This is a genomic window from Paraburkholderia caballeronis (genome assembly GCF_900104845.1).
Taxonomy (GTDB): domain Bacteria; phylum Pseudomonadota; class Gammaproteobacteria; order Burkholderiales; family Burkholderiaceae; genus Paraburkholderia; species Paraburkholderia caballeronis.
The window spans coordinates 1,619,049-1,644,724 of sequence record NZ_FNSR01000001.1 but is presented as its reverse complement, the minus strand read 5'-3'; the positions used below and the strand labels follow the sequence as shown (position 1 = coordinate 1,644,724).

Sequence of the window (25,676 nt, the reverse complement as noted above, 5' to 3'; positions counted from 1 at the left end):
GCCGGCGCGATAACCCATCGTCGCCGTCCGATATGACACGGCGATGATGGGGCAAACGCCCCATCAGCCGCGCCCTTCCCGCTTCAGAAACCGGCCCGCCCCGGACTGCGCCGTTCGCGATCGCTGGGCGCCGGCTGTTCCTCCGGTGGCTCGACGACGTCGCCGCCGAGCAGGTGCACCCCTTCGCGCAGCTTCACGAACGCGGCCGCGACCGCTTCCGGCTCGCCCTTCACGCCGAGGTCGATATGGCGGCGCGCATAGATGCCGCCGCGCTCGGTGTCGCCGACGCTCGGCAGGCTGAACACGCGCACGCCCGGAAAGTCCTGCTCGATGCTCACCATCAGCGGCGTCAGCGTCGATTCCGGCAGTTCGAACACCAGCAGCGATTTCTCCGCGTGCGGCGTGCTGTGATGCAGATGCGCGTATTTCGTGTCCAGCACCCACTCGATCATCGGCCACGCCATCACCGGAAAACCCGGCACGAAATGATGGTCGCGCACCGAGAAACCCGGAATCTTGTTGTAGCCGTTCGGGATGATGTCCGCGCCCTGCGGGAACGTGCCCATCTGGAAACGGTGCTGGTTTTCCGGCGACGCGTAATCGACCGGGTCCGCGCCGGTGTGCATGTCGCGAATCCGCTCGCGGATCAGCACCTCCGCCTCCGGATGCAGCGCGAGCGGCACGCCGAGCGCCTTCGCCGCGCACTGCCGCGTGTGGTCGTCCGGCGTCGCGCCGATGCCGCCCGTCGAGAACACGATGTCGCCGGATGCGAACGAGCGGCGCAGCGTGTCGGTGATCCGGTCGGGATCGTCGCCGATGTATTCGGCCCAGTCGAGCGAAAGACCGCGCGCGCCGAGCAGTTCGATGACCTTCGGCAGATGCTTGTCGCTGCGGCGGCCGGACAGGATCTCGTCGCCGATGATGATGACGCCAAATGCCATTTTTTCGCCTCGTCGAAAACTCGAAGATAAGGACTCAGGACAGCGTCGCGACGCTGTGCGGCTCCTGCGCGCGCATGCGCTGCAGCGCGCGCAGACAGTAGTTGCCGAACCACAGCGCCGTGAACACCAGAATGAACGCATAGATCCAGATGGTCACCGCGGTGATCACCGGAAAGAACAGCACCAGCCACGCGGACGACGCCCAGATCATCGTCGGCAGCGAGCCGAACAGGCCGCTCACCACGCCGATCGTCAAGAGCGGCAGACGGTGGCGGCGCACCAGCGCGCGCCGCTCGTCCGCGCTCGCGTGCAGCGCGAGCGCATCGTAGGTCATCACGCGATAGGTGAGCCAGCCCCACAGCAGCGGCGGAATCAGCGCGAAGAACGGCGGCACGAGCCACAGCGGCAGCGTGATGACGAGGAGCGCGATGCACAGCAGCGTGGTCCACAGCGAATACCAGAGGCTGCCGTACCAGCTGCCGCCGCGCCGCATTTCGAGCGACGCGAACTGCCGGTTCGACAGATGGCGGATCACGCGCGGCATCGACATCGTGACGATCAGCAGCAACACCGTCACGACGATCAGCGGAATCGCCATCGAGATCACGACGAACGGCGCCACGACCGCGCGCAGCGATGCGAAACCGAGCCAGTCGAACAGGTGATACAGCGTCGACGTGAACGACCACGTGTCGAGCCACAGGCGCGTCGTGTCGAGCAGCGGCTGCCAGAACACGTAGAGCAGCGCGCCCCAGGCGACCGCCGCGACCGCGAACGGCACGAAGGTCAGGAACAGCATGACCGGATGGAACACGCTCGACAGCGCGCGTCCAAACGAACGCAACAGGTCATTCATGCGGGCGGGATGGCGGCAAAAAAGGCGTCGCAAGACGCGGGGACGGTGGGGACTGGATCCAGCATAGCCGACAGCATAAACCAGCGCGCGGCCGCCTGGTAAAACGGCCGCGCGAGCCGAAACCCGACCGCGCGGGGAACGGAATCGAAAGAAAGACGGCGCGGATTACGCGACGGTCGCGTCGTCGCGCTCGCGCAGTTCGGCGGCGCGGGCGCGCGCCGAAAGGCGGCGCGCGATCCGCACGAACGCGAGCGCGTGCTGCGCCCAGAAGCCGTCGCCGTAGCGCACGCCGTCGAGTTGGTCCGGAATGCCGGTCGGCTCGGCCGCACGGTTCCACGACGCGCTGCCGAACAGCATGTCCCACCACGGAAACAGCACGCCGAAGTTGCAGCCGTAGGAGAGTCCGCCCGAGAGCCCGTCACGGCCGAACCCGATCGCATGATGGCGGCGATGGAACGCCGGGCTCACGACGAGCCGTTCGCCGATCCGGCCGAAATGCACGCGGATGTTCGCGTGCTGCACGCTCTGCACGAAGTTGGTCAGCGCGACGAGCACGACGAACTGCGCGGGCGGCACGCCGATCACGAGCGCGATCGACGAGAACACGCACGCCTGCAGCAGCACGTCGAGCAGATGATTGCGATCGTCGCACCACAGCGACATCCGGCGCTGGCTGTGATGCACCGCGTGCAGTTCCCACCAGATGCCGAACCGGTGTTCGAGCCGGTGATACCAGTAGCCGGCGAAGTCGAGCACGACCAGATAAACGACGAACGCAACGAGCGGCCGCGTCGTGACGCCGGGCCACAGATTGTCGATGTCGAGGCTGCGCACGCCGTGCAGCCGCAGCCACCCTTGCGCGCGGTCGAACATCGGCTGCAGCGTGAAGAAGAACAGCAGGTTCACGATGCCGAGCTTCGTGATCCACGTGTAGATCGCATCGACGCCGACGCCCTTGCGGTCGCGCCACTTCTCGGCCGGCAGCAGCGCTTCGAGCGGACGCAGCAGCGCGTACATCGCGAGCACTTCGAGCGCGCCGACGATCACCCAGTACAGCGCGTCATACGCATCCTCGTCGACGTCCATCAGGCCGGCGCGAAACAGCAGCGGCTGCACGACGTGCACGTACAGCGCGGTTTGCAGCGACGCGACGAAGTCGTCGGCGGACGAAACGAGCAGATGCCACAGCGAAAGCATGGTCCCGGTCATCCCGCTTGCGCGACGGGGCTCACGCGCCGTTCGGCGCCGTCACCGGCGCGCGGTTGTAGAAATAGATGCCGTGCGGCGAACGGCCGACCGGGATCGTCTTGACCAGCTTGCGCGTCGTCATGTCGATCACGCCGATGTGCCGCGCGAAGCGGAACGTCACCCACAGGTAGCGCCGGTCGGCGGACAGCTCCATGTCGTCCGGCCCCGGCAGCAGCCCGGTGATGTCGCCGACGTTCGTCAGCGTTTCCTCGTCGATGATGCTGATCGTGCTCGCGACGCGGTTCGACACCAGCACGTGCCGGCCGTCGACGAGCGAACGGAAGTTGTGCGTGCCCTTGCCGGCCGGTATCTGCTTCACGACCTTCTGGTTGCGCCAGTCGACGACCGCGACGTAGTCCGCGCCGGTCATCCCGACGAGCAGGTACTTGTCGCCGGGCGTCATCCACAGGCCCGCTGGCGCGCTGCCGACCGGCATCTTCCACTTGACCGTCTGCGTCGGCAGGTCGATCGCCGCGAGTTCGCCCGAGACCTGCAACGACACGATCACCGTGCGGCTGTCGTTCGTGAACGCCATGTGGCTCGGCATCGCGGACAGCGGCAGGCGCTTCGCGAGCGTCATGTTCGCGCCGTCGTAGTGATAGATGTCGAGGCGGTCGAGCCGCAGGCCGGTCGTCACGAACCACTTGCGGTCCGGCGAAAAGCCGAGCTGATACGGGTCCTCGATGTTGTCGAGCCAGCGCTGCGGCTTGCCGGTCTTCGGATCGACGAACAGCAGGCTGTTCGACACCGAGTTCGCGACGATCAGCGACGCGTTGTCCGGCGTCGGGAACAGGTGGTGCGGCTCCTTGCCGGTCGGCACGGTGCCGACGACCTGCTGGGTGGCCTCGTCGATCAGCGAGAGCGTCGCCTCGCCGGAATTCAGCACGATGATGTTGTTGGCGGATGCGCTACGCGCAAACGGCAGGGTGGCCGCGAGGGCCAGCGTCGCGGACAGCGCGATATGCGTGATGCGCGCGGCCGTCCGGCGAATGGGGGATCTACGCATGAAGACTCGCTTACGGAGAGATGCGTGATTGTAGAACGCCCGCCGTTCAGCAAGGTTGACGCAAACATCTTGAAAAACGGGGCAGAGGCGTAAAACCAACACCTCTACCCCGCTTTTGGTACGCCACGCGCTACCGCTGCATCGATTCCCAGACCTTGTGGAGCCGCTTCACCGACACCGGCACCGGCGTGCGCAACTCCTGCGCGAACAGCGACACGCGCAGTTCTTCGAGCAGCCAGCGGAATTCGCCGAGGCGCGAATCGAACACGCCGCCGCGCTGCGACAGCGCGCGCTGATACTGCTGCAACAGCGGCTGAAGCTCCGCGAACTGCCGCGCGTCGCGGGCCGGGTCCGCGCGCAGCTTGTCGATGCGCAGCGCGATCGCCTTCAGATAACGCGGGAAATGCGTGAGCTGCGCATACGGCGTATCGACGATGAAACGCTTGCCGATCAGCGCGTCGAGTTGCGCGTGGATGTCGGCGGCGGCCGGCGCGAAACCCTTCGCCTGCACGAGTTTTTTCGCGAGCGACGCGTATTCGGCCAGCACCTGGCCGACGAGCCGCGCGATCTCCTGCGCGAGCAGCGACAGCCGCGCGCGGCCTTCGTCACGGCGCGCGTGGAACGCCGCGTCGTCGGCCGGCAGCGGGTCTTGCAGGCACGCGCGGTCGAGCGCCAGTTCGATCAACTGATCGCGCAGTTCTTCCTGCGTCGCGCGCGACATGAACTGCATCGCCATCTCGCGCAAGCCCGGCAGGTTCTTCTCCAGATAGCGGATCGGCTCGCGCAGTTGCAGCGCGAACAACCGGCGCAGTCCGACCCGGTGAATCCGCGCGGCTTCCTCCGGCGAGTCGAACACCTCGACGTCGCAATGCGTGCCGCGATCAACGAGCGCCGGATAACCGAACAGCGTCTGTCCCCCGCGACGGATTTCGAGCAGCTCGGGCAGCTTGCCGAAATTCCACGTGGTCAGGTTTTCGTACAGCGCGGTGGCCGGCGCCGCATCCGCAGCCGGCGTAGACGGCGCCAACGACGCCGGCCGCGCGCCGCCGGTCTGCGGCACGCTCGCGCGAACGCCCTGCTTTGCGGCCGCCACCGGTGGCGACACGGCGGCGTCCGTCGCCGGCGGGCGCGGCTGGGCCGTCGCCGTCAGACCGGCACTCGCCGCGAGCTTCTGGAACTGCTGCTGCGCCTGCGCGCCGAGTTCGGCGCGCAACTGCGCGAGGTTGCGGCCCATCGCCAGTTGCCGCCCATGCTCGTCCACGACCTTGAAATTCATGAACAGATGTGCGGGCAGCGTCTCCAGCTTGAAGTCCGCCTGCTTCAGCGCGACCTGCTTCTGCTCGCGCACGTCCGCGATCAGCACGTCGAGCAGCGCACCCGCGCCGAAACGCTCGCCCGCGTGCCGCTCGACGAAACCGGCCGCGTATTCCGGCAGCGGCACGCAATGGCGGCGCAGCTTCTGCGGCAGCGACTTCAGCAGCAGTTGCGCCTTCTCCTTCAGCATCCCCGGCACGAGCCATTCGGAGCGGCGCGCATCGACCTGGTTCAGCGCATAGAGCGGCACCGCGAGCGTCACGCCGTCGCGCGGCGAACCCGGCTCGAAGTGATACGACAGCGCCATCGCGACGCCGGCCATCGTCGCGCGCTTCGGGAACAGGTCGGTCGTCACGCCGGCCGCCTCGTGGCGCATCAGGTCGTCGCGCGACAGGTACAAGAGGCGCAGCTTGTCCTCCGGCTGGCCGCTCTGCTTCACCTCGTCGCGATACCAGCGCTCGAACGCGGCGCCCGTATGGATGCCTTGCGGCACCGCCTGGTCGTAAAACGCGAAGATCAGTTCGTCGTCGACCAGCACGTCCTGGCGGCGCGACTTGTGCTCCAGTTGCTCGATGTCCGCGAGCAGCCGCCGGTTGTGCGCGAAAAACGCGAGTTTCGTGTCGAACTCGCCTTCGACCAGCGCGCCGCGAATGAACAGTTCCCGCGCGCGCGCCGGGTCCTGGCGGCCGAAGCTCACGCGCCGCCGCTGATAGACGGTCAACCCGTACAGCACCGCGCGCTCGTACGCGGACACCTGTGCCGCGCGCTTTTCCCAATGCGGCTCGGACAACGACTTGCGCAGCAGATGCGCGCCGACCTTTTCCAGCCACTCCGGCTCGATCTTCGCGATGCAGCGCGCGTACAGCCGGCTCGTCTCGACCAGTTCCGCGGCGACCACCCAGCGCCCCGCCTTCTTCACGAGCGCGGAGCCGGGCCACAGATGGAACTTGATCCCGCGCGCGCCGAGATAATGCGGATCGTCGTCGGCCTTCAGCCCGATGTTGCCGAGCAGGCCGGTCAGCAGCGCGTGATGGATCTGCTCGTAGGTCGCGTCCGCTTCGTTGAGCCGCCAGCCGTGCTCGCGCACGACCGTCAGCAGTTGCGAATGCACGTCGCGCCATTCGCGCAGCCGCAGATGCGACAGGAAATTCGCGCGGCACGCGTCGACCAGTTGCCGGTTCGATTTCTTGTGCGCGACCGCTTCCTCGAACCACGTCCAGATCTTCAGCCATTGCAGGAACTCGGAGCGCTCGTCCGCGAAACGCCGGTGCGCCTGGTCCGCCTGCTCCTGCGCTTCGATCGGCCGGTCGCGCGGGTCCTGCACCGACAGCGCGCTCGCGATCACCAGCACCTCGCGCAACGCGTGTTCGTCGCGCGCGCCGAGGATCATCCGGCCGACGCGCGGATCGAGCGGCAGCCGCGCCAGTTCGCGGCCGAGCGGCGTCAGCGCGTTGTCGTCGTCGACCGCGCCGAGTTCGTTCAGCAGTTGATAACCGTCCGCGATCGCGCGGCCGGGCGGCGGCTCGATGAACGGGAACGTCTCGATCCCGGTCAGGTGCAGCGACTTCATCCGCAGGATCACCGCCGCGAGCGACGAGCGCAGGATCTCCGGATCGGAGAAGCGCGGCCGCGCGACGAAATCCGCCTCTTCGTAGAGCCGGATGCAGATGCCGTCCGCGACACGGCCGCAGCGGCCCGCGCGCTGGTTCGCGGCGGCCTGCGAGATCGGCTCGATCTGCAACTGCTCGACCTTGTTGCGGTACGAGTAGCGCTTCACGCGCGCGAGCCCGGTATCGACGACGTAGCGGATGCCGGGCACGGTCAGCGACGTTTCCGCGACGTTCGTCGCGAGCACGATGCGCCGGGCGTTCGACGACCGGAACACGCGCTCCTGCTCCTGCGCGGACAGCCGCGCGAACAGCGGCAGGATCTCGGTGTGCGGCGGGTGATGCTTGCGCAGCGCCTCGGCCGCGTCGCGAATCTCGCGCTCGCCGGGCAGGAACACGAGCACGTCGCCCGAGCCTTCGCGGCACAGTTCGTCGACCGCGTCGACGATCGCGTCCATCAGGTCGCGGTCGGCGTCGCGCTGCGATTTCGCGCGCTCACTGCGCTCGCGCCCGGTCGTGCCCTGCGCGGCCTTCACCGCGGGGCTGTCCTCCATCACCGGCCGGTAGCGGACCTCGACCGGATACAGCCGCCCGCTCACCTCGATCACCGGCGCGGGTTTGTCGTCGCGGCCGAAGTGGCGCGCGAAGCGGTCCGCGTCGATCGTCGCGGACGTGACGATCAGCTTCAGGTCCGGGCGCTTCGGCAGGATCTCCTTCAAGTAGCCGAGCAGGAAGTCGATGTTCAGGCTGCGCTCGTGCGCCTCGTCGATGATCAGCGTGTCGTACGCCTTCAGCAGCGGATCGGTCTGCGTCTCCGCGAGCAGGATGCCGTCCGTCATCAATTTCACCGACGCGCCGGGCGCGAGGTTGTCCGTGAAGCGCACCTTGTAGCCGACCACCTCGCCGAACGGCGTGCCGAGTTCTTCGGCGATCCGCCGCCCGGTCGCGGACGCCGCGATCCGGCGCGGCTGCGTATGACCGATCAGGCCGGCGCCGCCCGCGCCGCGTCCGCGGCCGAGCGACAGGCAGATTTTCGGCAGCTGGGTCGTCTTGCCGGAGCCGGTCTCGCCGCTGACGATCACGACCTGGTTCGACGCAATCGCGCGTGCGATTTCCTCGCGGCGGCCGGAGACCGGCAGCGCCTCCGGGAACGTGACGGGCGGAACGGGATTCGGCTCGACCGGCGCGCGCGGACGACGCTCGCCGCGCGGGCGGCCGGCGTCGTCCGGCGCCTGCGCTACGCGCGGAGCAGCCGGTTGCGCGCGAGCGTCGTCGCGTGGCGGGCGACGTTCGTTTCCTTCGTGGTTCTTACGCTCGCGGCGCGGTTGTGCTTGAGGCTGAGATTGAGGCCGGGATTGCGGCTGAGATTGCGGCTGCGGCGACTGCGAAGCTTCGCGCCGGCGTCCGTCGTTCGACGGCGGTTGCGCGGCGCCGCCCGCATGCTCCGGCCGCCCGCTTCCGGCGTGCCCGCGCGGCGCGCGAACGCCTGCTTCGACCGGCGTTTGCCCGCGCGGCGCGCCGGCGTCGTCACGCCCTTCGCCGCGCGTGTTGCTGCCCTGCGCGGACGCAGGTCTTTTGGGTACATTCGACATGGGGGCGCATTATAATCCCGGGCATGAATTCCCAAACCGACCTCGTCCCCGCGCCCGCGGCGGTGCCGGCCTCGTCCGGCGCCGCGGATACCGAATCGCAGCACGCGCAGTTCGTCGACTGGATGCGATCGGTCGCGCCCTACATCCACGCGTTCCAGAACAAGACTTTCGTCGTCGGATTCGGCGGCGAAGTCGTCCATCAGAACCTGCTCAACGCGCTCGCGTCCGACATCGCGCTGCTGCAGGCGATGGGCATCCAGATCGTGCTGGTGCATGGCTCGCGGCCGCAGGTCGAGGAGCAGATGAGCCTGCACGGCGTCGAGTCCGAGTTCTCGCACGGCATGCGGATCACCAACGCGCGCGCGCTGGAATCCGCGAAGGAAGCCGCCGGCGAAGTCCGTCTCGACATCGAGGCGGCGATCAGCCAGGGGCTGCCGAACACGCCGATGGCGCACGCGCACATCAGCGTCGTGTCCGGCAACTTCGTGACCGCGCGGCCGGTCGGGATTCTCGACGGCGTGGACTTCCAGCACACCGGCGTCGTGCGCAAGATCGACGCCGACTCGATCCGCCATTCGCTCGCAAGCCGCAAGCTCGTGCTGCTGTCGCCGCTTGGCTTCTCGCCGACCGGCGAGGCGTTCAACCTGTCGATGGAAGACGTCGCGTCGGCCGCCGCGATCGCGCTGCGCGCGGACAAGATCGTGTTCCTGACCGAAACCGCCGGCCTCATCGCCGGGGACGGCGAGCTGGTCCGCGAAATGTCGCTCGACGACGCTTACAAGCTGCAAGAAAGCGGCACCGTGCTCGGCGACGCGGGTTTTTATCTGAAGCATTCGATCCGCGCGTGCCGCGGCGGCGTCGCGCGCGCGCACATCATTCCGTACGCGCTCGACGGCAGCCTGCTGCTCGAACTGTTCCTGCACGACGGCGTCGGCACGATGATCTCGTACGAGAACCTCGAAAGCCTGCGCGAAGCGACGCCGGACGACGTCGGCGGCATCCTCACGCTGATCGAGCCGCTGGAAACGGACGGCACGCTGGTGCGCCGCGGCCGTCACCAGATCGAGCGCGACATCGACCACTTCTCGGTGATCGAGCACGATGGCGTGCTGTTCGGCTGCGCGGCGCTCTACGCGTATCCGCAGGAGCGCATCGGCGAGATGGCGTGCCTGACCGTCGCGCCGGAAGCGCAGGGTTCCGGCGACGGGGAACGCCTGTTGCGCCGGATCGAGCAGCGCGCGCGGGCGCGCGGCCTCACGCGGATCTTCGTGCTGACGACCCGCACCGAACACTGGTTCCTGAAGCGCGGCTTCGTGAAGGCGACGGTCGACGACCTGCCCGAAGACCGCCGCCGCCTCTATAACTGGCAACGCAAGTCGCTTGTGCTGATGAAGCAGTTGTGAGCGTCGCCGTTCGGACGACTCGCACCGGCGACTGCCCGCCCCCCATACGACCACAGGAGAAGCACAGCATGGCCCGAATGATTCAATGCGCGAAGCTCGGCAAGGAAGCCGAAGGACTCGACTTTCCGCCGCTGCCGGGCGAACTCGGCAAGCGCATCTACGAAAGCGTGTCGAAGGAGGCATGGCAGCTCTGGCTGAAGCAGCAGACGATGTTGATCAACGAGAACCGGCTGAACATGGCCGACCCGCGCGCGCGCCAGTATCTGATGAAGCAGACCGAAAAGTTCTTCTTCGGCGACGGCGCGGACCAGGCGTCCGGCTTCGTGCCGCCGACCGAAGGCTGACGAAAAAACGGCACGGCCGGACCGAACCCATTGGCCGGCCGTCTCGCGCTTCGAAAAATCCGCGCCCCGGCGCGGTTTTTTTCGCCTGGCGGTTTTCCATCGCCCCCGTTTCCCGGGTTCGTTCCCGGCTTCCGCGATTTCCCGTCAAGCGCCGCCACACGGGGCTTCGGCGGCCGCCAGCGCGACCCGCCCGACGGGCGGTTTGCACGATCGTCGCGCATCGTGCTAACATGTCGCCACTTTCAACAGTGATTAACCATCAATTGCGTTCAATTCGCGCGGCGGATTGAACGTTTCATACGAGGCCTGCCGGTCGTCCGCCTGACGCGAACCGGTCGTTGCGGGCCTTTCAGCGGCGCAGCCGGCAGCCCCTGCCGGCGCAGCGTCCTTCTGCATCCTGCCCCCCTTGCACGGCCACGCAGGTGCAACTTCAGCATTCATCCCGCGTGTCGTTTCGCGACGCACCGGCTTGCCTTTCATGCGCTCCATCGGGCGCGGCGGTCCCGGCTTTTCGCGAAAAAACACGCTCCGGCAACCGAAGCGGATCGCCCCGGCGTTTCCGCGCTGTCACTGGAGACTCTGACCTTGACCGCATCCCGCACCGGCTCCCAGCCCGAACCCCTGACCCTCGACGACATCACGATCGTCGACCGCAGCCTGCTCAAACGCGCCGTCGGCGCGATGGCGCTCGGCAACGCGATGGAATGGTTCGACTTCGGCGTGTACAGCTACATCGCCGTCACGCTCGGCAAAGTGTTCTTCCCGTCCAGCAGCCCGTCCGCGCAACTGATCGCGACGTTCGGCACGTTCGCCGCCGCATTCCTCGTGCGGCCGGTCGGCGGCATGGTGTTCGGCCCGCTCGGCGACCGCATCGGCCGCCAGCGCGTGCTCGCGATGACGATGATCCTGATGGCGTGCGGCACCTTCGCGATCGGGCTGATTCCGTCGTATGCGTCGATCGGCTTCGCCGCCCCACTGCTGCTGCTCGCGGCGCGGCTCGTGCAGGGCTTCTCGACCGGCGGCGAGTACGGCGGCGCGGCGACCTTCATCGCCGAGTTCGCGACCGACAAGCGCCGCGGCTTCATGGGCAGCTTCCTCGAATTCGGCACGCTGATCGGCTACGTGCTCGGCGCGGGCACCGTCGCGCTGCTGACCGCGACGCTGTCCGAAACCGCGCTGCTCGACTGGGGCTGGCGCGTGCCGTTCCTGATCGCCGGTCCGCTCGGCCTCGTCGGGCTGTACATCCGGATGAAGCTCGAAGAAACGCCCGCGTTCAGGCGCGAAGCCGAGGCGCGCGAAGCCGCCGACCACGCGCTGCCGAAGCCGACGCTGCGCGCGCTGTTCACGGAGCAGCTACGGCCGCTGCTGCTGTGCGTCGGGCTGGTGCTGGTCTTCAACGTGACCGACTACATGGCGCTGTCGTACCTGCCGGGTTATCTGTCCGCGACGCTGCACTTCAACGAGACGCACGGCCTCTTCCTCGTGCTGCTCGTGATGGTGCTGATGATGCCGATGACGCTCGGCTTCGGCCACCTGTCGGACCTGATCGGCCGCAAGCCGGTGATGCTCGCGGGCTGCGTCGGACTGATCGCGCTGTCGGCGCCCGCGCTGCTGCTGATCCAGACCGGCTCGCTGCTGCCGGTGTTCTTCGGGATCCTGATGCTCGGCGCGCTGCTGTCGTGCTTCACCGGCGCGATGCCGTCCGCGCTGCCCGCGCTGTTCCCGACGCCGGTCCGCTACGGCGCGCTCGCGATCGGCTTCAACGTGTCGGTGTCGCTGTTCGGCGGCACGACGCCGCTCGTCGCCGCGTGGCTCGTCGAAACGACGCACGACCTGATGATGCCCGCGTATTACCTGATGGGCGCGGCCGCGATCGGCCTCGTCACCGTGCTCGCGCTGCGCGAGACCGCGCGCCGGCCGCTGCCGGGCTCCGCGCCGTGCGTCGGCACGAAGGCCGAAGCGCATGCGGTGCTGCGCGGCGCGCGGGTCGCGCGCGAACTCGACGACGATTACGCGAACGCGGCGGTGCGCGTCTGACGTTCGACGCGCCGATTCGTTCTGCTCTGCAAGCCGGCTTCGCGCCGGCTTTTTCATTCGACCAGCGGCATATGCTCGATCGACAGCGCGCCGCTCGCGCCGATCGTCAGCATCGCGGCGGTGATCGGCAAACGGAAGCGGCGCGGGCCGGCGCTGCCGGGATTCACGTAGATCACACCATCGCGGGTGTCGAGCGACGGCTTGTGCGAATGCCCGCTGACGACCACCGCGACACCGTCGTTGCGCGGATCGCCGCTCAGGTCCGGCAGTTCGTGCACGACCGCGATACGCACGCCGCCGACGTCGAATCTGGCCTGGACTGGCAGCACATCGGCCCATGCGCCGCGATCGTTGTTGCCGCGCACCGCGGTCAGCGGCGCGATGCGCGCGAGCGTGTCGAGCACGGCCGCGTCGCAGATGTCGCCCGCATGGACGATCGCATCGCAGCCTTCGACGAAACGCAGCAACTCGGGACGCATGAGGTTGTGCGTGTCGGAGATCAGTGCGACGCGGGTCGTGGCTGGGAAAAGACTTGCGGGCATGGCGGTTCGGGTTGTTGCGTTGGCGTTGGCGTTGGCGTTGGCGTTGGCGTTGGCGTTGGCGTTGGCGTTGGCGTTCATTATCGGCGAGCCGGCCGCGGCGCATCACGCGTGGCGCCGATGCGCTCCATCGCCGGCAGCCCTCTAGCGTCCCTCGCCCGCCGGGAAATACACCGCGAGCCACACCGTCGGCTCCCGCGCATCGGTCCACGCGACGCGATGCCGGCAGTGCGCGGGAATATGCACGTGATCGCCTGGTGCAAGCCGAAGCTCGCCCGCGCCGCCGTCGAACTGCAACGCCGCAGCGCCGGCGAGCAGCACGACCCATTCGTCGCGCGGATCGTCGTACCAGAAGCCGTCCGGACTCGTCTGCCCCATCGACACGATCCGCTCGATCGTCACGTCGCGGCGCGCGAGCAGCGCGTCGAAACGTTCGGCCGCCGCGTCCGGCGCGAGATCCGCGTACAGGTTGCCGACCGTCGGCCTCATGCGAGCGGCTTCAGTCCGTCGAGCAGCGTCGGCACCAGCTCGCTGACGGTCGGATGCACGTGCATCGCGAATTGCAGCGTCGTGTACGGCGCGTCGGCGGTCATCGTGTCGATGAACGTATGGATCGCCTCGTCGCCTTCGATCCCGAAGATCGCCGCGCCGAGAATCCGCTTCGTCTGTGCATCGACGAGCGCCTTCATGAAGCCGTCAGTCTCGCCGCGCTCGCGCGCGCGGCCGACGCGCGACATCGGCATCGTCGCGATCAGCGCGTCGCGGCCGCTCGCGCGCACGTCGCGTTCGCTGAGCCCGACCCGCGCGAGCGGCGGATCGACGAACACCGCATACGCGGGAATCCGCGTATCGACGCTACGGCTCGCGCCGTCGAGCAGGTTCGCCGCGACGACCTGATAGTCGTCGTACGACGTATGCGTGAACGCGCCGCGACCGTTCACGTCACCGAGCGCCCACACGCCGGTCACGTTCGTGCGCAACTGGCCGTCCACCGGAATGAGGCCGTGGCGGTCCGTTTCGATGCCGGCTGCGTCGAGGCCGAGGTCGTCGGTGTTCGGCAGCCGGCCGGTCGCGAACAGCAGATGCGACGCGTCGAGCGGCTCGCCGTCGAGCGCGATCCGCACGCCGCCGTCATGCGGATCGACGCGGCGCGGCTCGACGCCGAAGCGGAACACGACGCCCTCGCGCGCGAGCACCTGCTGCACCGCGTGCGAAACGTCGTCGTCCTCGCGCGCGAGCACGCGATCGCCGCGCACGAGCACCGTCACGCGGCTGCCGAAACGGCGAAACATCTGCGCAAATTCGAGCGCGACGTAACTGCCGCCGACGATCGCGAGATGCGCGGGCAGCGTATCGAGGTCGAGCAGCGTCGAATTCGTTTCGTAGCGCACGCGGTCGAGCCCGGGAACGGACGGCACCCCTGCGCGCGTGCCGGTATTGATGAAGATTTCCGGCGCTTCGAGGTCGAGCGGCTCGCCGTCGTGCAATTCGATGTGCACCGCGTGGGGGCCGGTGAACCGCGCGTGCCCGGTGAACACGCTCACGTTGTCCGCGGTGCGCAGCCACTTCTCGACGCTTTGCCGCGACCCGCCGATGATCTTGTCCTTGCGCGCTTTCACGTAGGCAAGATCGACGCTGATGTCGCCGGGTGACGCGCCGAGCCGCACGCCGAAATCCGCCGCGTGCCGCGCAACGTGCGCGGCACGCGCGCACGCGACGTACGCCTTGGTCGGCGTGCAGCCGACGTTCACGCAGGTGCCGCCGAACGCCGCCCGCTCGATCACCGCGGTCCTGCGGCCGCTTGCGCCGAGCCGCACGGCGAGCGGCGGGCCGCTCTGTCCGGTGCCGATCACGATTGCATCGAATTGCTGTGCCATGCCGCATCTCCTTCGGATGAACGTCTGGTGGAGCGCCTCGCGCCATCTTACGCCGCACCGCACAGCACGGAGCGCACCCGGTCCGCCGTCGGCGACCGGGCGGGAAGCGGCAGTGCGACGGAAAAAAGGCAAAAAAAGAGCCGCCCCGAAGGGCAGCTCACAGGGTGACGACACAACGGCACACGGGCGGCACCGTCATGCGTCGGGGGAGAGGTAAAACCGGCGGGCTGACGCGGCCTCGCCGGCGAAATTCAGTGCGCGCCGCCGCAATGCGCGGCGCACAGCAGCCTGCGCGAACGCTGGAGGGCGGCGCGCGCGCCGCGCGTCGCCACCATGAAGCCCACCTGGCTCATGTTGAAGTCGTGCGACACCATCAGTTGCATCAGGTCCACCATCGGCAGGACCACGGCGGGCTGATATAGCTGGCGTTCGATAAAAGATTTCATGACGGCCCCTTTCGCGTGCGCGGGGGCGGAGAAGCCGTCCGTCGTCGCAATTCGATGGTGGGATTCTACGGAGGCCGATGCCGCGGATAAATGGGCCGCGGACGAAGTCAGTTGTCACATTCCGCGAACAATCCGGGTTATCCCGACGCCCGGGACGATCCGGGCCGGCGGCGCGCCACGGGCGCGCGCTACGAAACAGGTTATTCGAGCGGCGTCGCGACGAACTCGGGCAGCGCCTCCAGCCGCGCGGACAACGCGGTCAGCGCCGGATACCGCACGGCGTCCAGCGCACCGGGCAGCATGTATTGCGTGAAACGCCACGCGACGGCCGCCGTGATGTCCGCCTGGGTGATGCGGTCCGCGCACAGCCAGCCGTCGCCGCGACTGGCGACCAGTTGCTCGAGCACGCCATACGCCGCGTGCATCTGCGCGCGCACGCGCTCGAACCACGGCTCGTGCTGCCGCTCCGCCGGACGCAGTTCGCGCTCGTACACCTGCTGCACGGTCTTTTCGGCCGCCGCGAGTCCGAAGCCGACCACGCGCAGCGCGAACGTGCGCGTCGCCAGATCCTCCGGCAGCAGACGCCGTTCCGCCGGCACCTTGCGGTCGAGGTAGTCGAGGATCAGCGTCGAATCGACCAGCACGGCGCCGCCGTCGTCGACTAGCGTCGGCGCCTTTACGACCGGGTTGATCTTCGCGAACTCGTCGAAATGCCGGAACACCGACACGCTGCGGTGCTCGAACGGCAACCCGAGCACGTGCAGCGAGATCGCCACGCGGCGCACATACGGGGAATCCATCATGCCGATCAGTTGCATTGCCTCACCTCGCGAATAGAACAAAAACAGGGGACGGATTGTCGATGGTGCCGCATTGGATAGCGGTTAGCAACCTTGGCCGCCGTCGTAAAACTGCGCCACGGGCAACGCATCGGAACCGGTTTATGCAGCCGCCGTTGACCACGACCGCCATCGCGTTCGGCGGACCCGGCTTCGTCTGTCAGATTCCGATGATGTCGGCAACGACCGACACCGACCGACACCGACCGACACCCCTACGCACCGCCCATTCATCAGTCGAATAACGCTTCCGCATTCGACACAACGCAAGTCCGTTGCATCGAAACCAGCCGCGCGAACGCGACGCGTCGATGTGCCACGCGCTGTACTCCCTGTGCGGCGCTAGATTCGTTTGCTGACGTCCCGCGTGCGGCGGCGCGGCAATGCTGCAACGCAGTGCCAGCGCCGCGTATGCGCGGGATGCGCCGCAACCCGCGCTGGTGAACGCGCTTCGGTCTGCATCCCGAATCGTCTGACGGAAAAGTGCCAGGCAGTACGCATCGAACGCTGTTTTTAGACGCCGCATCTGCTGCACCGCATCGCCGGGAAACTCCTGGCATCGGTAGCGGCGCGCGTGGACTAGTCTCAATGTACAAGGAGACGAAATCATGAGACAAGCATTCAATATCGCCGTTGTCATCGTCCTCGCCCTTGTGGTTGCGAACCGGACCATGACGCGCGTGCAGGCCCACGAATCGGGCAAGGTGACCTGCGCGCAGGGATCGGAACTCGTGAAGGCCGAAGCACTCGGCCGCGGCTTCACCGAAATCGGCGCGCGCAGTCAGGGTGAGAATTTCCTGTCCGCGTGCCTCGTTTCCGGCTACGGAGAAATCGGCAAGATCGTCGCCCACGACTGAGCGCCGGCGCTCCGCCGTTCCCGGCGGCCGCGCCTGATGCGCGCGGCCGGATGGTATGCTCGCGTCCACCCGCCGACCATACCCGGAGCGCCCCAGATGACCGACTCCTCGCCTGCCGCCGGCGTGCATCGCGCCGCGGCCGAAGGTTATACGACGACCGCCGACAACTACGTGCGCGGCCGTCCCGACTATCCCCCCGAAGTCGCCGCGTGGCTGTGCGGCACGCTCGGCCTGCAGCCGGGCCGCACCGTCGTCGATCTCGGCGCCGGCACCGGGAAGTTCACCCGCCGGCTCGTCGACACCGGCGCGCACGTGATCGCGGCCGAACCGGTCGCCGCGATGCGCGACAAGCTGGCCGCCGCGCTGCCGCAGGTCGAGGCGATCGACGGCACCGCCACCGCGCTGCCGCTCGCGGACGATTCGGTCGACGCGGTCGTCTGCGCACAGTCGTTCCACTGGTTCGCCAACGCGGCCGCGCTCGCGGAAATCCATCGCGTGCTGAAGCCGGGCGGCCGGCTCGGGCTGATCTGGAATCTGCGCGATGCGCGCGTCGGCTGGGTCGCGCAACTCGACGCGATCGTGAACCGCCACGAAGGCGACGCGCCGCGCTACTACACCGGCGCGTGGCGCGCGGCGTTTCCGTTCGACGGCTTCAGTCCGTTGCACACCCAACATTTTTCGTTCGGCCATACCGGATCGCCGGAAGACGTGATCGTCGCGCGCGTGCGCTCGACGAGTTTCATCGCGGCGCTGCCCGCCGACGAACAGGCGCAGGTCGACGCGGAAGTCCGCGCGCTGATCGCCGCACAGCCCACGCTGAACGGACGGCAGACGGTCACCGTGCCTTACGTGACCGACGCATTCGACGCGGTGAAGCTCGCGCGCTAACCCACCCGCGCAGTCCGCTCCGCGGCGACCCGCCTCGGGCGCGCACCGGCACTTTCTTTCCGGTTGCCAGCGTTCTGCGTTGTCGGGACAATGCCGGGAACCGGGGAGGGTTATGAAAGGACGTATCCTGTTGGTCGTAATCGGGTCGTTGACTGCTTGTACATCGGTATCGGGAATCAACTCGACGCAGGACGGCCATCTCTCCGTCACCTGTTTTTCCCGCTGGAATCTCGTCTCGTGGAACCACGTCCGGAAAACCGGCGTCAAGCAGGCTCAGGCGTACTGCACCCGGCACAACAAGCAGATGCACGAGGTCACCGTGCATAGCCAGGGACTGCGTGGGGTGACCCGCCAGTCCGTCGAAGTCGTGTTCGACTGCCTGTAAGTTCCCATCCCGTTCCGCCTCCCTTCGCCGCCCGTATTTCACGCCGCGCGGCGGCTCTTTGCTCAGACGTTTGTGACCGCCATATTCGTCAAATGTAAAACAGTTTGTTGACGTTTGCCCTGGTATTCAATCCGCATTCCCGGAGTACACTCGCGATACATTTGGTTACGTTTGTATCATGTTAACTGCCTTTTTTATCATCTGTCCCTTCGGGATCGCGGCGCTGTTCGGATTCGCGAAGCTGGTCCACCCGGTGACCGGCAAGATCCGCGGCCGTTCCGCCGCCGAATAACGGACCGAACCGCCCTTCCCGACTGCCCTACCGGACGACGTTCGTCGCCCGTTCCTGCTTTTTCCGTCTCCCGCCTCGTTCCATCCCCGATTCCGGCAAAACGTTATCGCCATTTCGGCAGCGGCTTTCGTTTCGGCATCCATACCGGCCCTGAACAAGACCCGCCAGCCTGCCCCCTACCGCTTCCGCTCAGAACGCCGGCAAGCCATGCCGCCACCAGCGGAAGGCCAGCGCGAACAACGGCCGGTTGCCCGCGCCGAGGCTCCGGGCCACTGTTCCCGTTTCACGCGCCAAACCTTCCGCGTCACGCACGCGTTAGAACCGGTGCCGCATTCCGACGCCGACGACCGTCTGCTGGTTCGACGACGACGGCGTCTGCCCGCCGATATCCGCGCCTAGCCCCGCCCCGTCCGCGCCGATGTGCTGATAACTGACCTGCGCATACACGTCGGTCCGCTTCGACAGGAAGTAGTCCGCCTGCACCGACACCTCGTGCCAGCGCGGCCGATGCTCGCCGTCCGCACCCGACAGCGTCCCCTGCGTGAACGTGTATTCGCCGTTCAGGCTGAAGAACGGCGTGAACGCATAACTCGCGTTGACCTCGTAGTTGCTGAAACTCGCGCCCTGCCCGTTCTGCACGAGCCCGAGCCCGTTCGCGCCGTTGATCGTGTCGAGGCCGCCCAGCTGCGTGCGCGTCCACACCGCGCCGAACCGCGCGCGGCCAGCCAGATAGTTCACGCCCGCGCCATACGTGCGCTGCCGCGCCGCGATGAACGAGCGGTCGGTCAGCGTGAGCGCGCCGTCGGTGTTGCTGCTGCCGCCGTTGTTCGCCTGCAGGTAGCCCGCGCCGAACAGCAGCGGCCCGTTCGCATACGACGCGCCGACGCTGTACAGCCGGTTGTCCGCGAAACCACCCGCCTCGTTCGAGAATCCATACAGCCCGCCGAACTTCAGCCCCGCGAAATCGACGCTCGCGTACTTGACCGCGTTGTTCACGCGAAACGAGTTGTTCAGATTGTCGTTGTCGTACGGGTGCATGCTCAGGTTGTTGCCGCCCGGATGACGCCCCGTGAAGCTGAGCGGCGCGAGGTAATCGACGACCGGGTCGTACTGCCGGCCGAGCGTCAGCGTGCCATAGCGATCGTTCGCGAGCCCCACGTACGCCTGATAACCGAACAGCCGCCCGCCCTGGCGCAGCGAGCCGTTCGTCACGCTGAAGCCGTTCTCCAGTTCGAACAGCGCCGACGTGCCGCCGCCCAGGTTCTCGCGCCCGAGGATTCCCCAGTGGCTGCCGGTCACGTTGCCGCTGCCCGCCTGCCACAGCTTCGAGCCCTTCGCGTTGCTCGTCCAGGACAGGCCCGCGTCGATCAGGCCGTACAGCGTCACGCTGTTCTGCGCATGCGCCCCGCACGCATAAGCTGCCGCGCACGCGGCGGCGACGATGGTCTTTTTCATTGTTTCCCGTGATGTCGTGTTGTCGTGTCGAAGCCGCGCGGGCGCGCGCCGCCCGCGCCTTCACGCGAAACGAAGGCGCGAAGGCGGGCCGCGTGCGTCGCACGACGAAGTGAACGGGCTGGCTGGGCCGTGCTAGAGACGGCTGGCGATGCCCACCTGACCGGCGAGACCGTCGATCAGAACCTGCGGATAGCCGCGCGAGCATGGCTCGATGCGCGCGTCCACCCCGAAAACGTCCGCAAGGCTCGCCGGCGTGACCACCTCGGCCGGCGGCCCGAAACGCTCGATGCGCCCGCGGTGCAGCAGCATCGCGTAATCGCAGCCGCGCACCGCCGCGTTGATGTCGTGCAGCACGACGACGGTCACGAGTCCGCGTTCGCGCGTCACGTCGCGCAGCACCTGCATCACGTGGAACTGATGGTTCAGGTCCAGCGCGGACAGCGGCTCGTCGAGCAGCAGCACCTGCGGATCGCGGACCAGCGCCTGCGCGATGCCCACCAGTTGCCGCTGGCCGCCGGACAATTCGTCGAGCGTGCGGTTCGCGAGCGTGTCGATGCCGAGCCGCGCGAGCGCCGCGTGCGCCATCGCGAGACCAGCCGCCGGCGTGCGCCCGCGCAGCGCCGCAGCGTCCGCCCACCCGCGCCCCGCGCGGCTCGCGACCAGCACCGACTCCAGCACCTGCAGACGCACGCCGGCCGGCAGCGCCTGCGGCAGATAAACGACGCTGTGCGAACGCGCGCTCGCCGCCGACAGCGCGAGCGTCTCGCCGTCGAGCGTCAGCCCGCCGCCGCTGGCGGGCGCGAGCCCCGCGAGCGCGCGCAGCAGCGTGGACTTGCCGCTGCCGTTCGGCCCGAGCAGCGCGGTGATCCGCCCGCGCGGCAGCGGGCCGGCCGTCAGGCCGCGGAGCACGTCGCGCCGGCCGTAGCGCACCGACAGGTCGCGGATCGCGAGCCCGCTCATTGCGACGCCCCCTGCGAACGCACGACGATCGCGAGGAACAGCGGAATCCCGACCAGCGCGGTGACGATGCCGACCGGGATCAGCACGCCCGGCACCAGCAGCTTCGACGCAATCGACGCGAGCGACAGCATCAGCGCGCCGAGCAGCAGACTGCCCGGCAGATAAAAGCGGTGATCCTCGCCGAACAGCGTGCGCGCGATGTGCGGCGCGATCAGTCCGACGAAGCCGATCGTGCCGACGAACGACACCGCTAGCGCCGACAGCACGGATACGCGCAGCAGCGTGACGAGCCGCAGCCGCCGCACGTCGATGCCGAAGCTCGCCGCGCGGTCCTCGCCGAGGCGCAGCGCCGTCAGCGTCCACGCGTTGCGCATCGACAGCGGCAGCGCGAGCGCGAGCGCCGCGACCAGCACGCCGATCTTCGGCCAGTCCGCGCGAGCCAGCGAGCCGAGCGTCCAGAACACGAGGCCCTGCAATGCGTCCGCGGACGCGATGAACTGCATCAGCTCGACGAGCGCATGGAACGAGAACACCAGCGCGATCCCCATCAGCACGACGCCGGCCGTGCTCATCCCGCGCCAGCGCGCGACCGCGTCGAGCAGCAGCGCCGACGCGAACGCGAACACGAACGCGTTCGCCGATACGATCCACGTCTGTGCGACGCCCGGAATCGCGACGTCGAGCACGATCGCGAGCGACGCGCCAAACGCGGCCGCCGCCGATACGCCGAGCGTGTACGGGCTCGCGAGCGGATTGTTCAGGATCGTCTGCATCTCCGCGCCCGACAGGCCGAGCGCCGCCCCAACCGCGAGCGCCATCACCGCGTACGGCAGGCGGATCTGCCACACGATCACGCTGCTGGCCGGATCGGCCGACGCGCGCTCGAACAGCGTGTGCAGCAGCGTCGCGAGCGGCAGCCCGGACGGCCCCGAACTCAGGTCGAACAGCAGCGACGCGACGATCAGCGCGACGACCGCGACGAGACTCAACGCGCGGCGGCGCGTGACGCGCGCGTACGCACGCAGCGGCGCGAGCGCGTCGGACACGTCGGACACGTCGAGTCCGTGGCTCGCCGCCCGCCCGTCGTAGCCGGCCGACGCCGGCACGCGCGCGTCGCTCATCGCGCGGCCTGCATGGCCTGAGCGAGCGGCGCGGCCGGCAGCGGCGCATCGACCCACTCGGTGCCGCCGTCCGGAATCGCGAGGAAACGGCGATACAGTTCGTCCTCGGTCGCCTGCACGTCGAGCGACGCGAACTGCTGCGGATAGAACCACTTCGCGAATGCCTCGATCGCGACGATGTTGTACGGCGAGTCGTAGAAGTTGTGCGAGATCCCGTGCACGCGGCCGTCGTGGATCGCCTTGATCGCATCGAAGCCCGGCCGCGCGGCCAGTTGCGCGAGGCTCGCCTGCGCGTCGTGCGCATCGGTCAGCGGACCGACCCGCAGCGACGCGAGACCCGGTTTCGTGCGGCTGCCGGTCGCGATATAGACGTCCGGCCGCGCGGCGATCACCTGCTCCATGCTGATGTCGCCGAGCACGCCCGGCAGCAGGCCCGCCGCGATGTTGCGGCCGCCGGCCGCATCGACGAACTCGCCGAAATTGCCGTTGCCCGCCGTGTGGCAGCAGCCCGCGTCCCACACGCCGGCCAGCATGTCGACGAACACCTTCGGCCGCTGCGCGGGGGCAATCGCACTGACGACGCGCTGCACGCGCGCGAGATGCTGCTGATAGAACCGGATGTACGCGTCGGCCTGCGGTTCGCGGTGCAGCACCGCGCCGAGCAGACGGATGCCCGGCAGCGTGTCCTGCATCGGATGCACGCGGAAATCGACGAACACCACCGTCGTGCCGGTCGCCTCCAGTTGCCTGACCAGCGCGTTGTAGCGGCTCGGCCCATGGCCCGCGATGCTGAAGATCGCGACGTCCGGCTTCAGCGCGAGCGCCTTCTCCGGGCTGATGCTGTCCTCGGTCGCTTTGCCGATCAGCGGGATCGTGCGGATCTCCGGAAACTTGCGCGCGTAGGCGTCGAAGGTCTGCGGGTCCATCGTCGGCAGGTCGCCCTGCCAGCCGACGATCCGCGCGAGCGGCTTCGGTCCTTCCAGCAGCGCGACCGCTTCGAGCAGACGGCTCTCGCCAAGCAGGATCCGGTGCGGCTCGGCCGGCACCTTCACGACGCGGCCGGCGAGGTCGGTCAGCGTGGCCGGCGCGGCGTTCGATCCAGGCGCGTTCGCGTCGGCCGCGCGCGCCGCCGGCGCGCCCGCGAGCGCGCTGATCGCACCCGTGACGGCGAGCGCGCCGCGCGCCGCCCGAAAAATGCGTGACATCGACATGATATAGTTCACGAATGAGAACGATTGCTATTTGCACGCGTCACTTTAGCGATGCTTTGTAATGGCGATGTGTTGAAACGCGGCCGTTTTGTAATGGAATGTGTTGGCCCGAAGGTCCGCGACAACAAGAGAACGCGATGGATCACATCCTGGTCGTCGACGACGATCCCAACATCCGCCAACTGCTGCGCGACTACCTGCGCGAGATGGGCTACGACGCCGCCGCCGCGACCGGCGGCGCGCAGATGAAGCAGATCCTGAAGACCGCGCCGGTCGATCTGGTCGTGCTCGACCTGATGCTCGACGGCGAGGATGGTCTCGACCTGACCCGCGACCTGTGCCGCGAGCACGGCGTGCCGGTCATCATCCTGTCCGCGCGCGGCGGCCTGCTCGACCGGATACTCGGGCTGGAGATGGGCGCCGACGACTATCTGCCGAAGCCGTTCGACCCGCGCGAACTGGTCGCGAAGATCAAGGTCGTGCTGCGCCGCACGCGCGCGGCGCCCGGCGCGCGCGCGGCCGACGCGAGCGCGTTCGTGAAGTTCGCCGGCTGGCGGCTCGACACGCGGATGAAGCAGATGTGCTCGCCGGACGGCATCGTCGTGTCGCTCGGCGGTTCGGACTACCGGACGCTGCGCACGCTGCTCGACCATCCGAACCGGCCGCTGTCGCGCGAATTCCTGCTCGACCGCGTGTTCGACAAAGGCATGACGCCGCTCGACCGGTCGATCGACGTCTGCGTGAGCCGGCTGCGGCATCACCTGAAGGACTCGGCGCGCAACGCGTCGCTGATCCGCACCGTGCGCAACGAGGGTTACATGCTGGTCGCCGACGTCGCGTACGAAGCATGAGCCGCGCACATCGCGTCCATCGCGCGCTGCGCGCGCTCGCGAGACTGCGCGCGTGGCCGGACACGCTGTTCGGCCGGCTCGTCGCGATCCTCGCGGCCGGCATGTTCGCCGGCCAGTTGCTGACCAGCACGATCTGGTTCGACACGCACGACAACCGCACGCTCGAAATCCCGGCGCGGCTGTTCGCGAGCCGCCTCGCGGACACCGTGCGCCTGCTCGAACGCGCGCCCGACGCGGCCGCGCGCGACGCGGTCGTCGCGCGGCTCGGCGACGCGCGTTATCAACTGCAATGGCTGGCCGCCGCGCCGCCGCCGGCCCCCGGCGCGCGGCCGCTCGCCCAGCACGCGACCGGCGAGCTGATCGAAGGCGTGATCCGCAAGCGGCTCGGCGAGCCGATCGACGTGCGCCTCGTCGAGGCGCAGGTGCGCGACGACTCGGGCCGCCACCGCGGCATCCTGAGCCTGTTCGATTCGCGGATGCCGACCGGCGACTTCCACGTGCAACTGCGGGTGCCCGGCCAGGGCTGGCTCGACATCCGCTCGAACGAAGGCCAGGCCGGCATGCACACCGAGCGCGGGACGCTCGTGCTCGACTACCTGCTGCGCATCTATCTGATCCGCTTCGTCGCGATCTGCGCGCTCGCGCTGATCGCGGTGCGGCTCGCGCTGAACCCGCTGCACCGCTTCGCCGTCGCGGCCGAATCGCTCGGCCGCAACATCTATCGCGCGCCGCTGCCGGTCGGCGGCCCGCGCGAGGTGCGCCGCGCGGCGCGCTCGTTCAACGCGATGCAGCAGCAGCTGATCGACAGTTTCGCCGCGCGCACGCGTTTCCTGAGCGCGGTGTCGCACGACCTGCGTTCGCCGTTGACGCGGCTGCGCCTGCGCACCGAGATGCTGCCCGACCCGGCGTGGCGCGAACGGCTGCGCGGCGATCTCGACGACATGGAAGCGATGGTCCGCGCGACGCTCGACGCGGTGCAGGGCATCGAAATCACCGAGGCGCGGCAGCGGATCGACGTCGATTCGATGCTCGAAGGCCTCGCGCTCGATGCGCGCGAAGCGGGACATCGCGTGAGCGTCGAAGGTACGGCGCGGCTGCCGGTCGCGGGTTTTCCGCGCAACCTGAAACGCTGTCTTCAGAACCTGCTCGACAACGCGATCCGCCATGGAAACGAAGCGGCGATCGGCGTGCACGACGACGGCCGCCGCGTGCGCATCGTGATCGCCGATCGCGGTCCCGGCATCGCGGACGACGCGCTGCGCGAGCGCGTGTTCGAGCCGTACTTCCGGCTCGCGCCGAAGGCCGACGGAGCGCCGGGCGGCACCGGCCTCGGGCTCACGATCGCGCGCAGCATCGCGGCCGCGCATGGCGGAACGCTGGTGCTGACCAACCGGATCGAAGCGGGACGGATCGCGGGGCTGGACGCGGAATTGACGCTGCCGCGCGACGATTGAACGGGATGGGGGGCGACCGACGTTCCGGCGATGCCGGGACGGGCTTCGCAAAGGCTATGACCGCGGACGAAATGCGGCGGATCGATTGAGTTCGTCACATCGCCGGCTCCGAGTCCGCAATCGGCATTCGCGCTGGATGCCGTTGTGCAGACC

The 25,676-nt window shown here is 68.2% G+C and carries 22 protein-coding genes; 8 read left to right on the top strand and 14 right to left on the bottom strand.

Going from position 1 to position 25,676, the window contains the following annotated elements:
- Positions 1–83: 83 nt before the first annotated feature.
- The 5 genes from BLV92_RS07320 to hrpA form a co-directional block, all read right to left on the bottom strand.
- Positions 84–941: a competence/damage-inducible protein A gene (locus BLV92_RS07320; protein WP_090543597.1), complete on the bottom strand. Its 858-nt coding sequence runs from the start codon at positions 939–941 to the stop codon at positions 84–86.
- A gap of 34 nt (positions 942–975) precedes the next feature.
- Positions 976–1,797, bottom strand: a complete 822-nt coding sequence (locus BLV92_RS07315; protein WP_090543595.1) for an EI24 domain-containing protein — start codon at positions 1,795–1,797, stop codon at positions 976–978.
- 165 nt (positions 1,798–1,962) lie between these two features.
- Positions 1,963–3,006, bottom strand: a complete 1,044-nt coding sequence (locus BLV92_RS07310) for a sterol desaturase family protein (RefSeq protein WP_373681832.1) — start codon at positions 3,004–3,006, stop codon at positions 1,963–1,965.
- A gap of 19 nt (positions 3,007–3,025) precedes the next feature.
- The gene (locus BLV92_RS07305; RefSeq protein ID WP_090543593.1) at positions 3,026–4,051 is read right to left on the bottom strand and encodes a YVTN family beta-propeller repeat protein; all 1,026 of its coding nucleotides are present in this window, start codon (positions 4,049–4,051) and stop codon (positions 3,026–3,028) included.
- Between the two features lie 130 nt (positions 4,052–4,181).
- Complete coding sequence (gene hrpA / locus BLV92_RS07300; RefSeq protein WP_090543591.1) at positions 4,182–8,564, bottom strand: ATP-dependent RNA helicase HrpA; 4,383 nt, start codon at positions 8,562–8,564, stop codon at positions 4,182–4,184.
- A 23-nt stretch (positions 8,565–8,587) separates the two neighbouring features.
- Between hrpA and argA the strand changes: the two genes are divergently transcribed.
- The 3 genes from argA (at position 8,588) to proP (ending at position 12,348) form a co-directional block, all read left to right on the top strand.
- Positions 8,588–9,967 carry an amino-acid N-acetyltransferase gene (gene argA / locus BLV92_RS07295; protein ID WP_090543589.1) on the top strand — a complete coding sequence of 460 codons (1,380 nt, stop codon included), beginning with the start codon at positions 8,588–8,590 and terminating at the stop codon, positions 9,965–9,967.
- A 68-nt stretch (positions 9,968–10,035) separates the two neighbouring features.
- Entirely contained in the window at positions 10,036–10,311 is a 276-nt protein-coding gene (locus tag BLV92_RS07290; protein WP_090543587.1) for an oxidative damage protection protein, read from the top strand.
- A 585-nt stretch (positions 10,312–10,896) separates the two neighbouring features.
- Positions 10,897–12,348: a glycine betaine/L-proline transporter ProP gene (gene proP / locus BLV92_RS07285; RefSeq protein WP_244283757.1), complete on the top strand. Its 1,452-nt coding sequence runs from the start codon at positions 10,897–10,899 to the stop codon at positions 12,346–12,348.
- A gap of 53 nt (positions 12,349–12,401) precedes the next feature.
- On the opposite strand, the gene BLV92_RS07280 is transcribed toward proP, so the two are convergent.
- The 5 genes from BLV92_RS07280 to BLV92_RS07260 all read right to left on the bottom strand — a co-directional run bounded on the left by BLV92_RS07280 (position 12,402) and on the right by BLV92_RS07260 (position 16,028).
- A complete protein-coding gene (locus BLV92_RS07280) occupies positions 12,402–12,890 on the bottom strand; it encodes a metallophosphoesterase family protein (RefSeq protein ID WP_090543584.1) in 489 nt (162 codons plus the stop codon).
- A gap of 141 nt (positions 12,891–13,031) precedes the next feature.
- On the bottom strand, positions 13,032–13,376 hold the full coding sequence (locus BLV92_RS07275) for a cupin domain-containing protein (RefSeq protein WP_090543582.1): 345 nt from the start codon (positions 13,374–13,376) through the stop codon (positions 13,032–13,034).
- Positions 13,373–14,764 carry an FAD-containing oxidoreductase gene (locus BLV92_RS07270; protein WP_090543580.1) on the bottom strand — a complete coding sequence of 464 codons (1,392 nt, stop codon included), beginning with the start codon at positions 14,762–14,764 and terminating at the stop codon, positions 13,373–13,375. The genes BLV92_RS07275 and BLV92_RS07270 overlap by 4 nt, the downstream gene beginning before the upstream one ends.
- Before the next feature lie 251 nt (positions 14,765–15,015).
- Positions 15,016–15,210 (bottom strand): hypothetical protein, encoded by a 195-nt coding sequence (locus tag BLV92_RS07265; RefSeq protein WP_090543579.1) that lies wholly within the window; start codon positions 15,208–15,210, stop codon positions 15,016–15,018.
- Between the two features lie 200 nt (positions 15,211–15,410).
- The gene (locus tag BLV92_RS07260) at positions 15,411–16,028 is read right to left on the bottom strand and encodes a glutathione S-transferase family protein (protein ID WP_090543577.1); all 618 of its coding nucleotides are present in this window, start codon (positions 16,026–16,028) and stop codon (positions 15,411–15,413) included.
- 629 nt (positions 16,029–16,657) lie between these two features.
- Between BLV92_RS07260 and BLV92_RS07255 the strand changes: the two genes are divergently transcribed.
- The 3 genes from BLV92_RS07255 (at position 16,658) to BLV92_RS07245 (ending at position 18,179) form a co-directional block, all read left to right on the top strand.
- Positions 16,658–16,906 (top strand): hypothetical protein, encoded by a 249-nt coding sequence (locus tag BLV92_RS07255; RefSeq protein ID WP_090543575.1) that lies wholly within the window; start codon positions 16,658–16,660, stop codon positions 16,904–16,906.
- A gap of 96 nt (positions 16,907–17,002) precedes the next feature.
- Entirely contained in the window at positions 17,003–17,794 is a 792-nt protein-coding gene (locus BLV92_RS07250) for a class I SAM-dependent methyltransferase (protein ID WP_090543573.1), read from the top strand.
- 148 nt (positions 17,795–17,942) lie between these two features.
- A complete protein-coding gene (locus tag BLV92_RS07245) occupies positions 17,943–18,179 on the top strand; it encodes a hypothetical protein (RefSeq protein WP_243842528.1) in 237 nt (78 codons plus the stop codon).
- Between the two features lie 607 nt (positions 18,180–18,786).
- On the opposite strand, the gene BLV92_RS07240 is transcribed toward BLV92_RS07245, so the two are convergent.
- From BLV92_RS07240 to BLV92_RS07225, 4 genes are all read right to left on the bottom strand, one after another.
- Positions 18,787–19,926 (bottom strand): porin, encoded by a 1,140-nt coding sequence (locus tag BLV92_RS07240; RefSeq protein ID WP_090543570.1) that lies wholly within the window; start codon positions 19,924–19,926, stop codon positions 18,787–18,789.
- Between the two features lie 132 nt (positions 19,927–20,058).
- A complete protein-coding gene (locus BLV92_RS07235) occupies positions 20,059–20,886 on the bottom strand; it encodes an ABC transporter ATP-binding protein (RefSeq protein WP_090543568.1) in 828 nt (275 codons plus the stop codon).
- Positions 20,883–22,007 carry a FecCD family ABC transporter permease gene (locus BLV92_RS07230; RefSeq protein WP_090543566.1) on the bottom strand — a complete coding sequence of 375 codons (1,125 nt, stop codon included), beginning with the start codon at positions 22,005–22,007 and terminating at the stop codon, positions 20,883–20,885. The genes BLV92_RS07235 and BLV92_RS07230 overlap by 4 nt, the downstream gene beginning before the upstream one ends.
- Positions 22,004–23,218 (bottom strand): ABC transporter substrate-binding protein, encoded by a 1,215-nt coding sequence (locus BLV92_RS07225; protein ID WP_090546905.1) that lies wholly within the window; start codon positions 23,216–23,218, stop codon positions 22,004–22,006. The genes BLV92_RS07230 and BLV92_RS07225 overlap by 4 nt, the downstream gene beginning before the upstream one ends.
- 137 nt (positions 23,219–23,355) lie before the next feature.
- Between BLV92_RS07225 and BLV92_RS07220 the strand changes: the two genes are divergently transcribed.
- Positions 23,356–24,069 carry a response regulator gene (locus BLV92_RS07220; RefSeq protein WP_090543563.1) on the top strand — a complete coding sequence of 238 codons (714 nt, stop codon included), beginning with the start codon at positions 23,356–23,358 and terminating at the stop codon, positions 24,067–24,069.
- On the top strand, positions 24,066–25,523 hold the full coding sequence (locus tag BLV92_RS07215; RefSeq protein ID WP_090543561.1) for an ATP-binding protein: 1,458 nt from the start codon (positions 24,066–24,068) through the stop codon (positions 25,521–25,523). Before BLV92_RS07220 ends, BLV92_RS07215 begins: the two co-directional genes overlap by 4 nt.
- The last annotated feature ends 153 nt before the right edge of the window (positions 25,524–25,676 follow it).

Bases quoted from the DNA above. Each gene is read 5' to 3' on its own strand.
- BLV92_RS07275 (WP_090543582.1), bottom strand. From the start codon at position 13,376: ATGAGGCCGACGGTCGGCAACCTGTACGCGGATCTCGCGCCGGACGCG.
- BLV92_RS07240 (WP_090543570.1), bottom strand. From the start codon at position 19,926: ATGAAAAAGACCATCGTCGCCGCCGCGTGCGCGGCAGCTTATGCGTGC.
- BLV92_RS07270 (WP_090543580.1), bottom strand. From the start codon at position 14,764: ATGGCACAGCAATTCGATGCAATCGTGATCGGCACCGGACAGAGCGGC.
- BLV92_RS07235 (WP_090543568.1), bottom strand. From the start codon at position 20,886: ATGAGCGGGCTCGCGATCCGCGACCTGTCGGTGCGCTACGGCCGGCGC.
- BLV92_RS07280 (WP_090543584.1), bottom strand. From the start codon at position 12,890: ATGCCCGCAAGTCTTTTCCCAGCCACGACCCGCGTCGCACTGATCTCC.
- BLV92_RS07220 (WP_090543563.1), top strand. From the start codon at position 23,356: ATGGATCACATCCTGGTCGTCGACGACGATCCCAACATCCGCCAACTG.
- BLV92_RS07290 (WP_090543587.1), top strand. From the start codon at position 10,036: ATGGCCCGAATGATTCAATGCGCGAAGCTCGGCAAGGAAGCCGAAGGA.
- hrpA (WP_090543591.1), bottom strand. From the start codon at position 8,564: ATGTCGAATGTACCCAAAAGACCTGCGTCCGCGCAGGGCAGCAACACG.
- BLV92_RS07225 (WP_090546905.1), bottom strand. From the start codon at position 23,218: ATGTCGATGTCACGCATTTTTCGGGCGGCGCGCGGCGCGCTCGCCGTC.
- BLV92_RS07265 (WP_090543579.1), bottom strand. From the start codon at position 15,210: ATGAAATCTTTTATCGAACGCCAGCTATATCAGCCCGCCGTGGTCCTG.
- BLV92_RS07215 (WP_090543561.1), top strand. From the start codon at position 24,066: ATGAGCCGCGCACATCGCGTCCATCGCGCGCTGCGCGCGCTCGCGAGA.
- BLV92_RS07315 (WP_090543595.1), bottom strand. From the start codon at position 1,797: ATGAATGACCTGTTGCGTTCGTTTGGACGCGCGCTGTCGAGCGTGTTC.
- BLV92_RS07310 (WP_373681832.1), bottom strand. From the start codon at position 3,006: ATGACCGGGACCATGCTTTCGCTGTGGCATCTGCTCGTTTCGTCCGCC.
- BLV92_RS07305 (WP_090543593.1), bottom strand. From the start codon at position 4,051: ATGCGTAGATCCCCCATTCGCCGGACGGCCGCGCGCATCACGCATATC.
- BLV92_RS07255 (WP_090543575.1), top strand. From the start codon at position 16,658: ATGAGACAAGCATTCAATATCGCCGTTGTCATCGTCCTCGCCCTTGTG.
- BLV92_RS07250 (WP_090543573.1), top strand. From the start codon at position 17,003: ATGACCGACTCCTCGCCTGCCGCCGGCGTGCATCGCGCCGCGGCCGAA.
- BLV92_RS07260 (WP_090543577.1), bottom strand. From the start codon at position 16,028: ATGCAACTGATCGGCATGATGGATTCCCCGTATGTGCGCCGCGTGGCG.
- BLV92_RS07230 (WP_090543566.1), bottom strand. From the start codon at position 22,007: ATGAGCGACGCGCGCGTGCCGGCGTCGGCCGGCTACGACGGGCGGGCG.
- argA (WP_090543589.1), top strand. From the start codon at position 8,588: ATGAATTCCCAAACCGACCTCGTCCCCGCGCCCGCGGCGGTGCCGGCC.
- BLV92_RS07320 (WP_090543597.1), bottom strand. From the start codon at position 941: ATGGCATTTGGCGTCATCATCATCGGCGACGAGATCCTGTCCGGCCGC.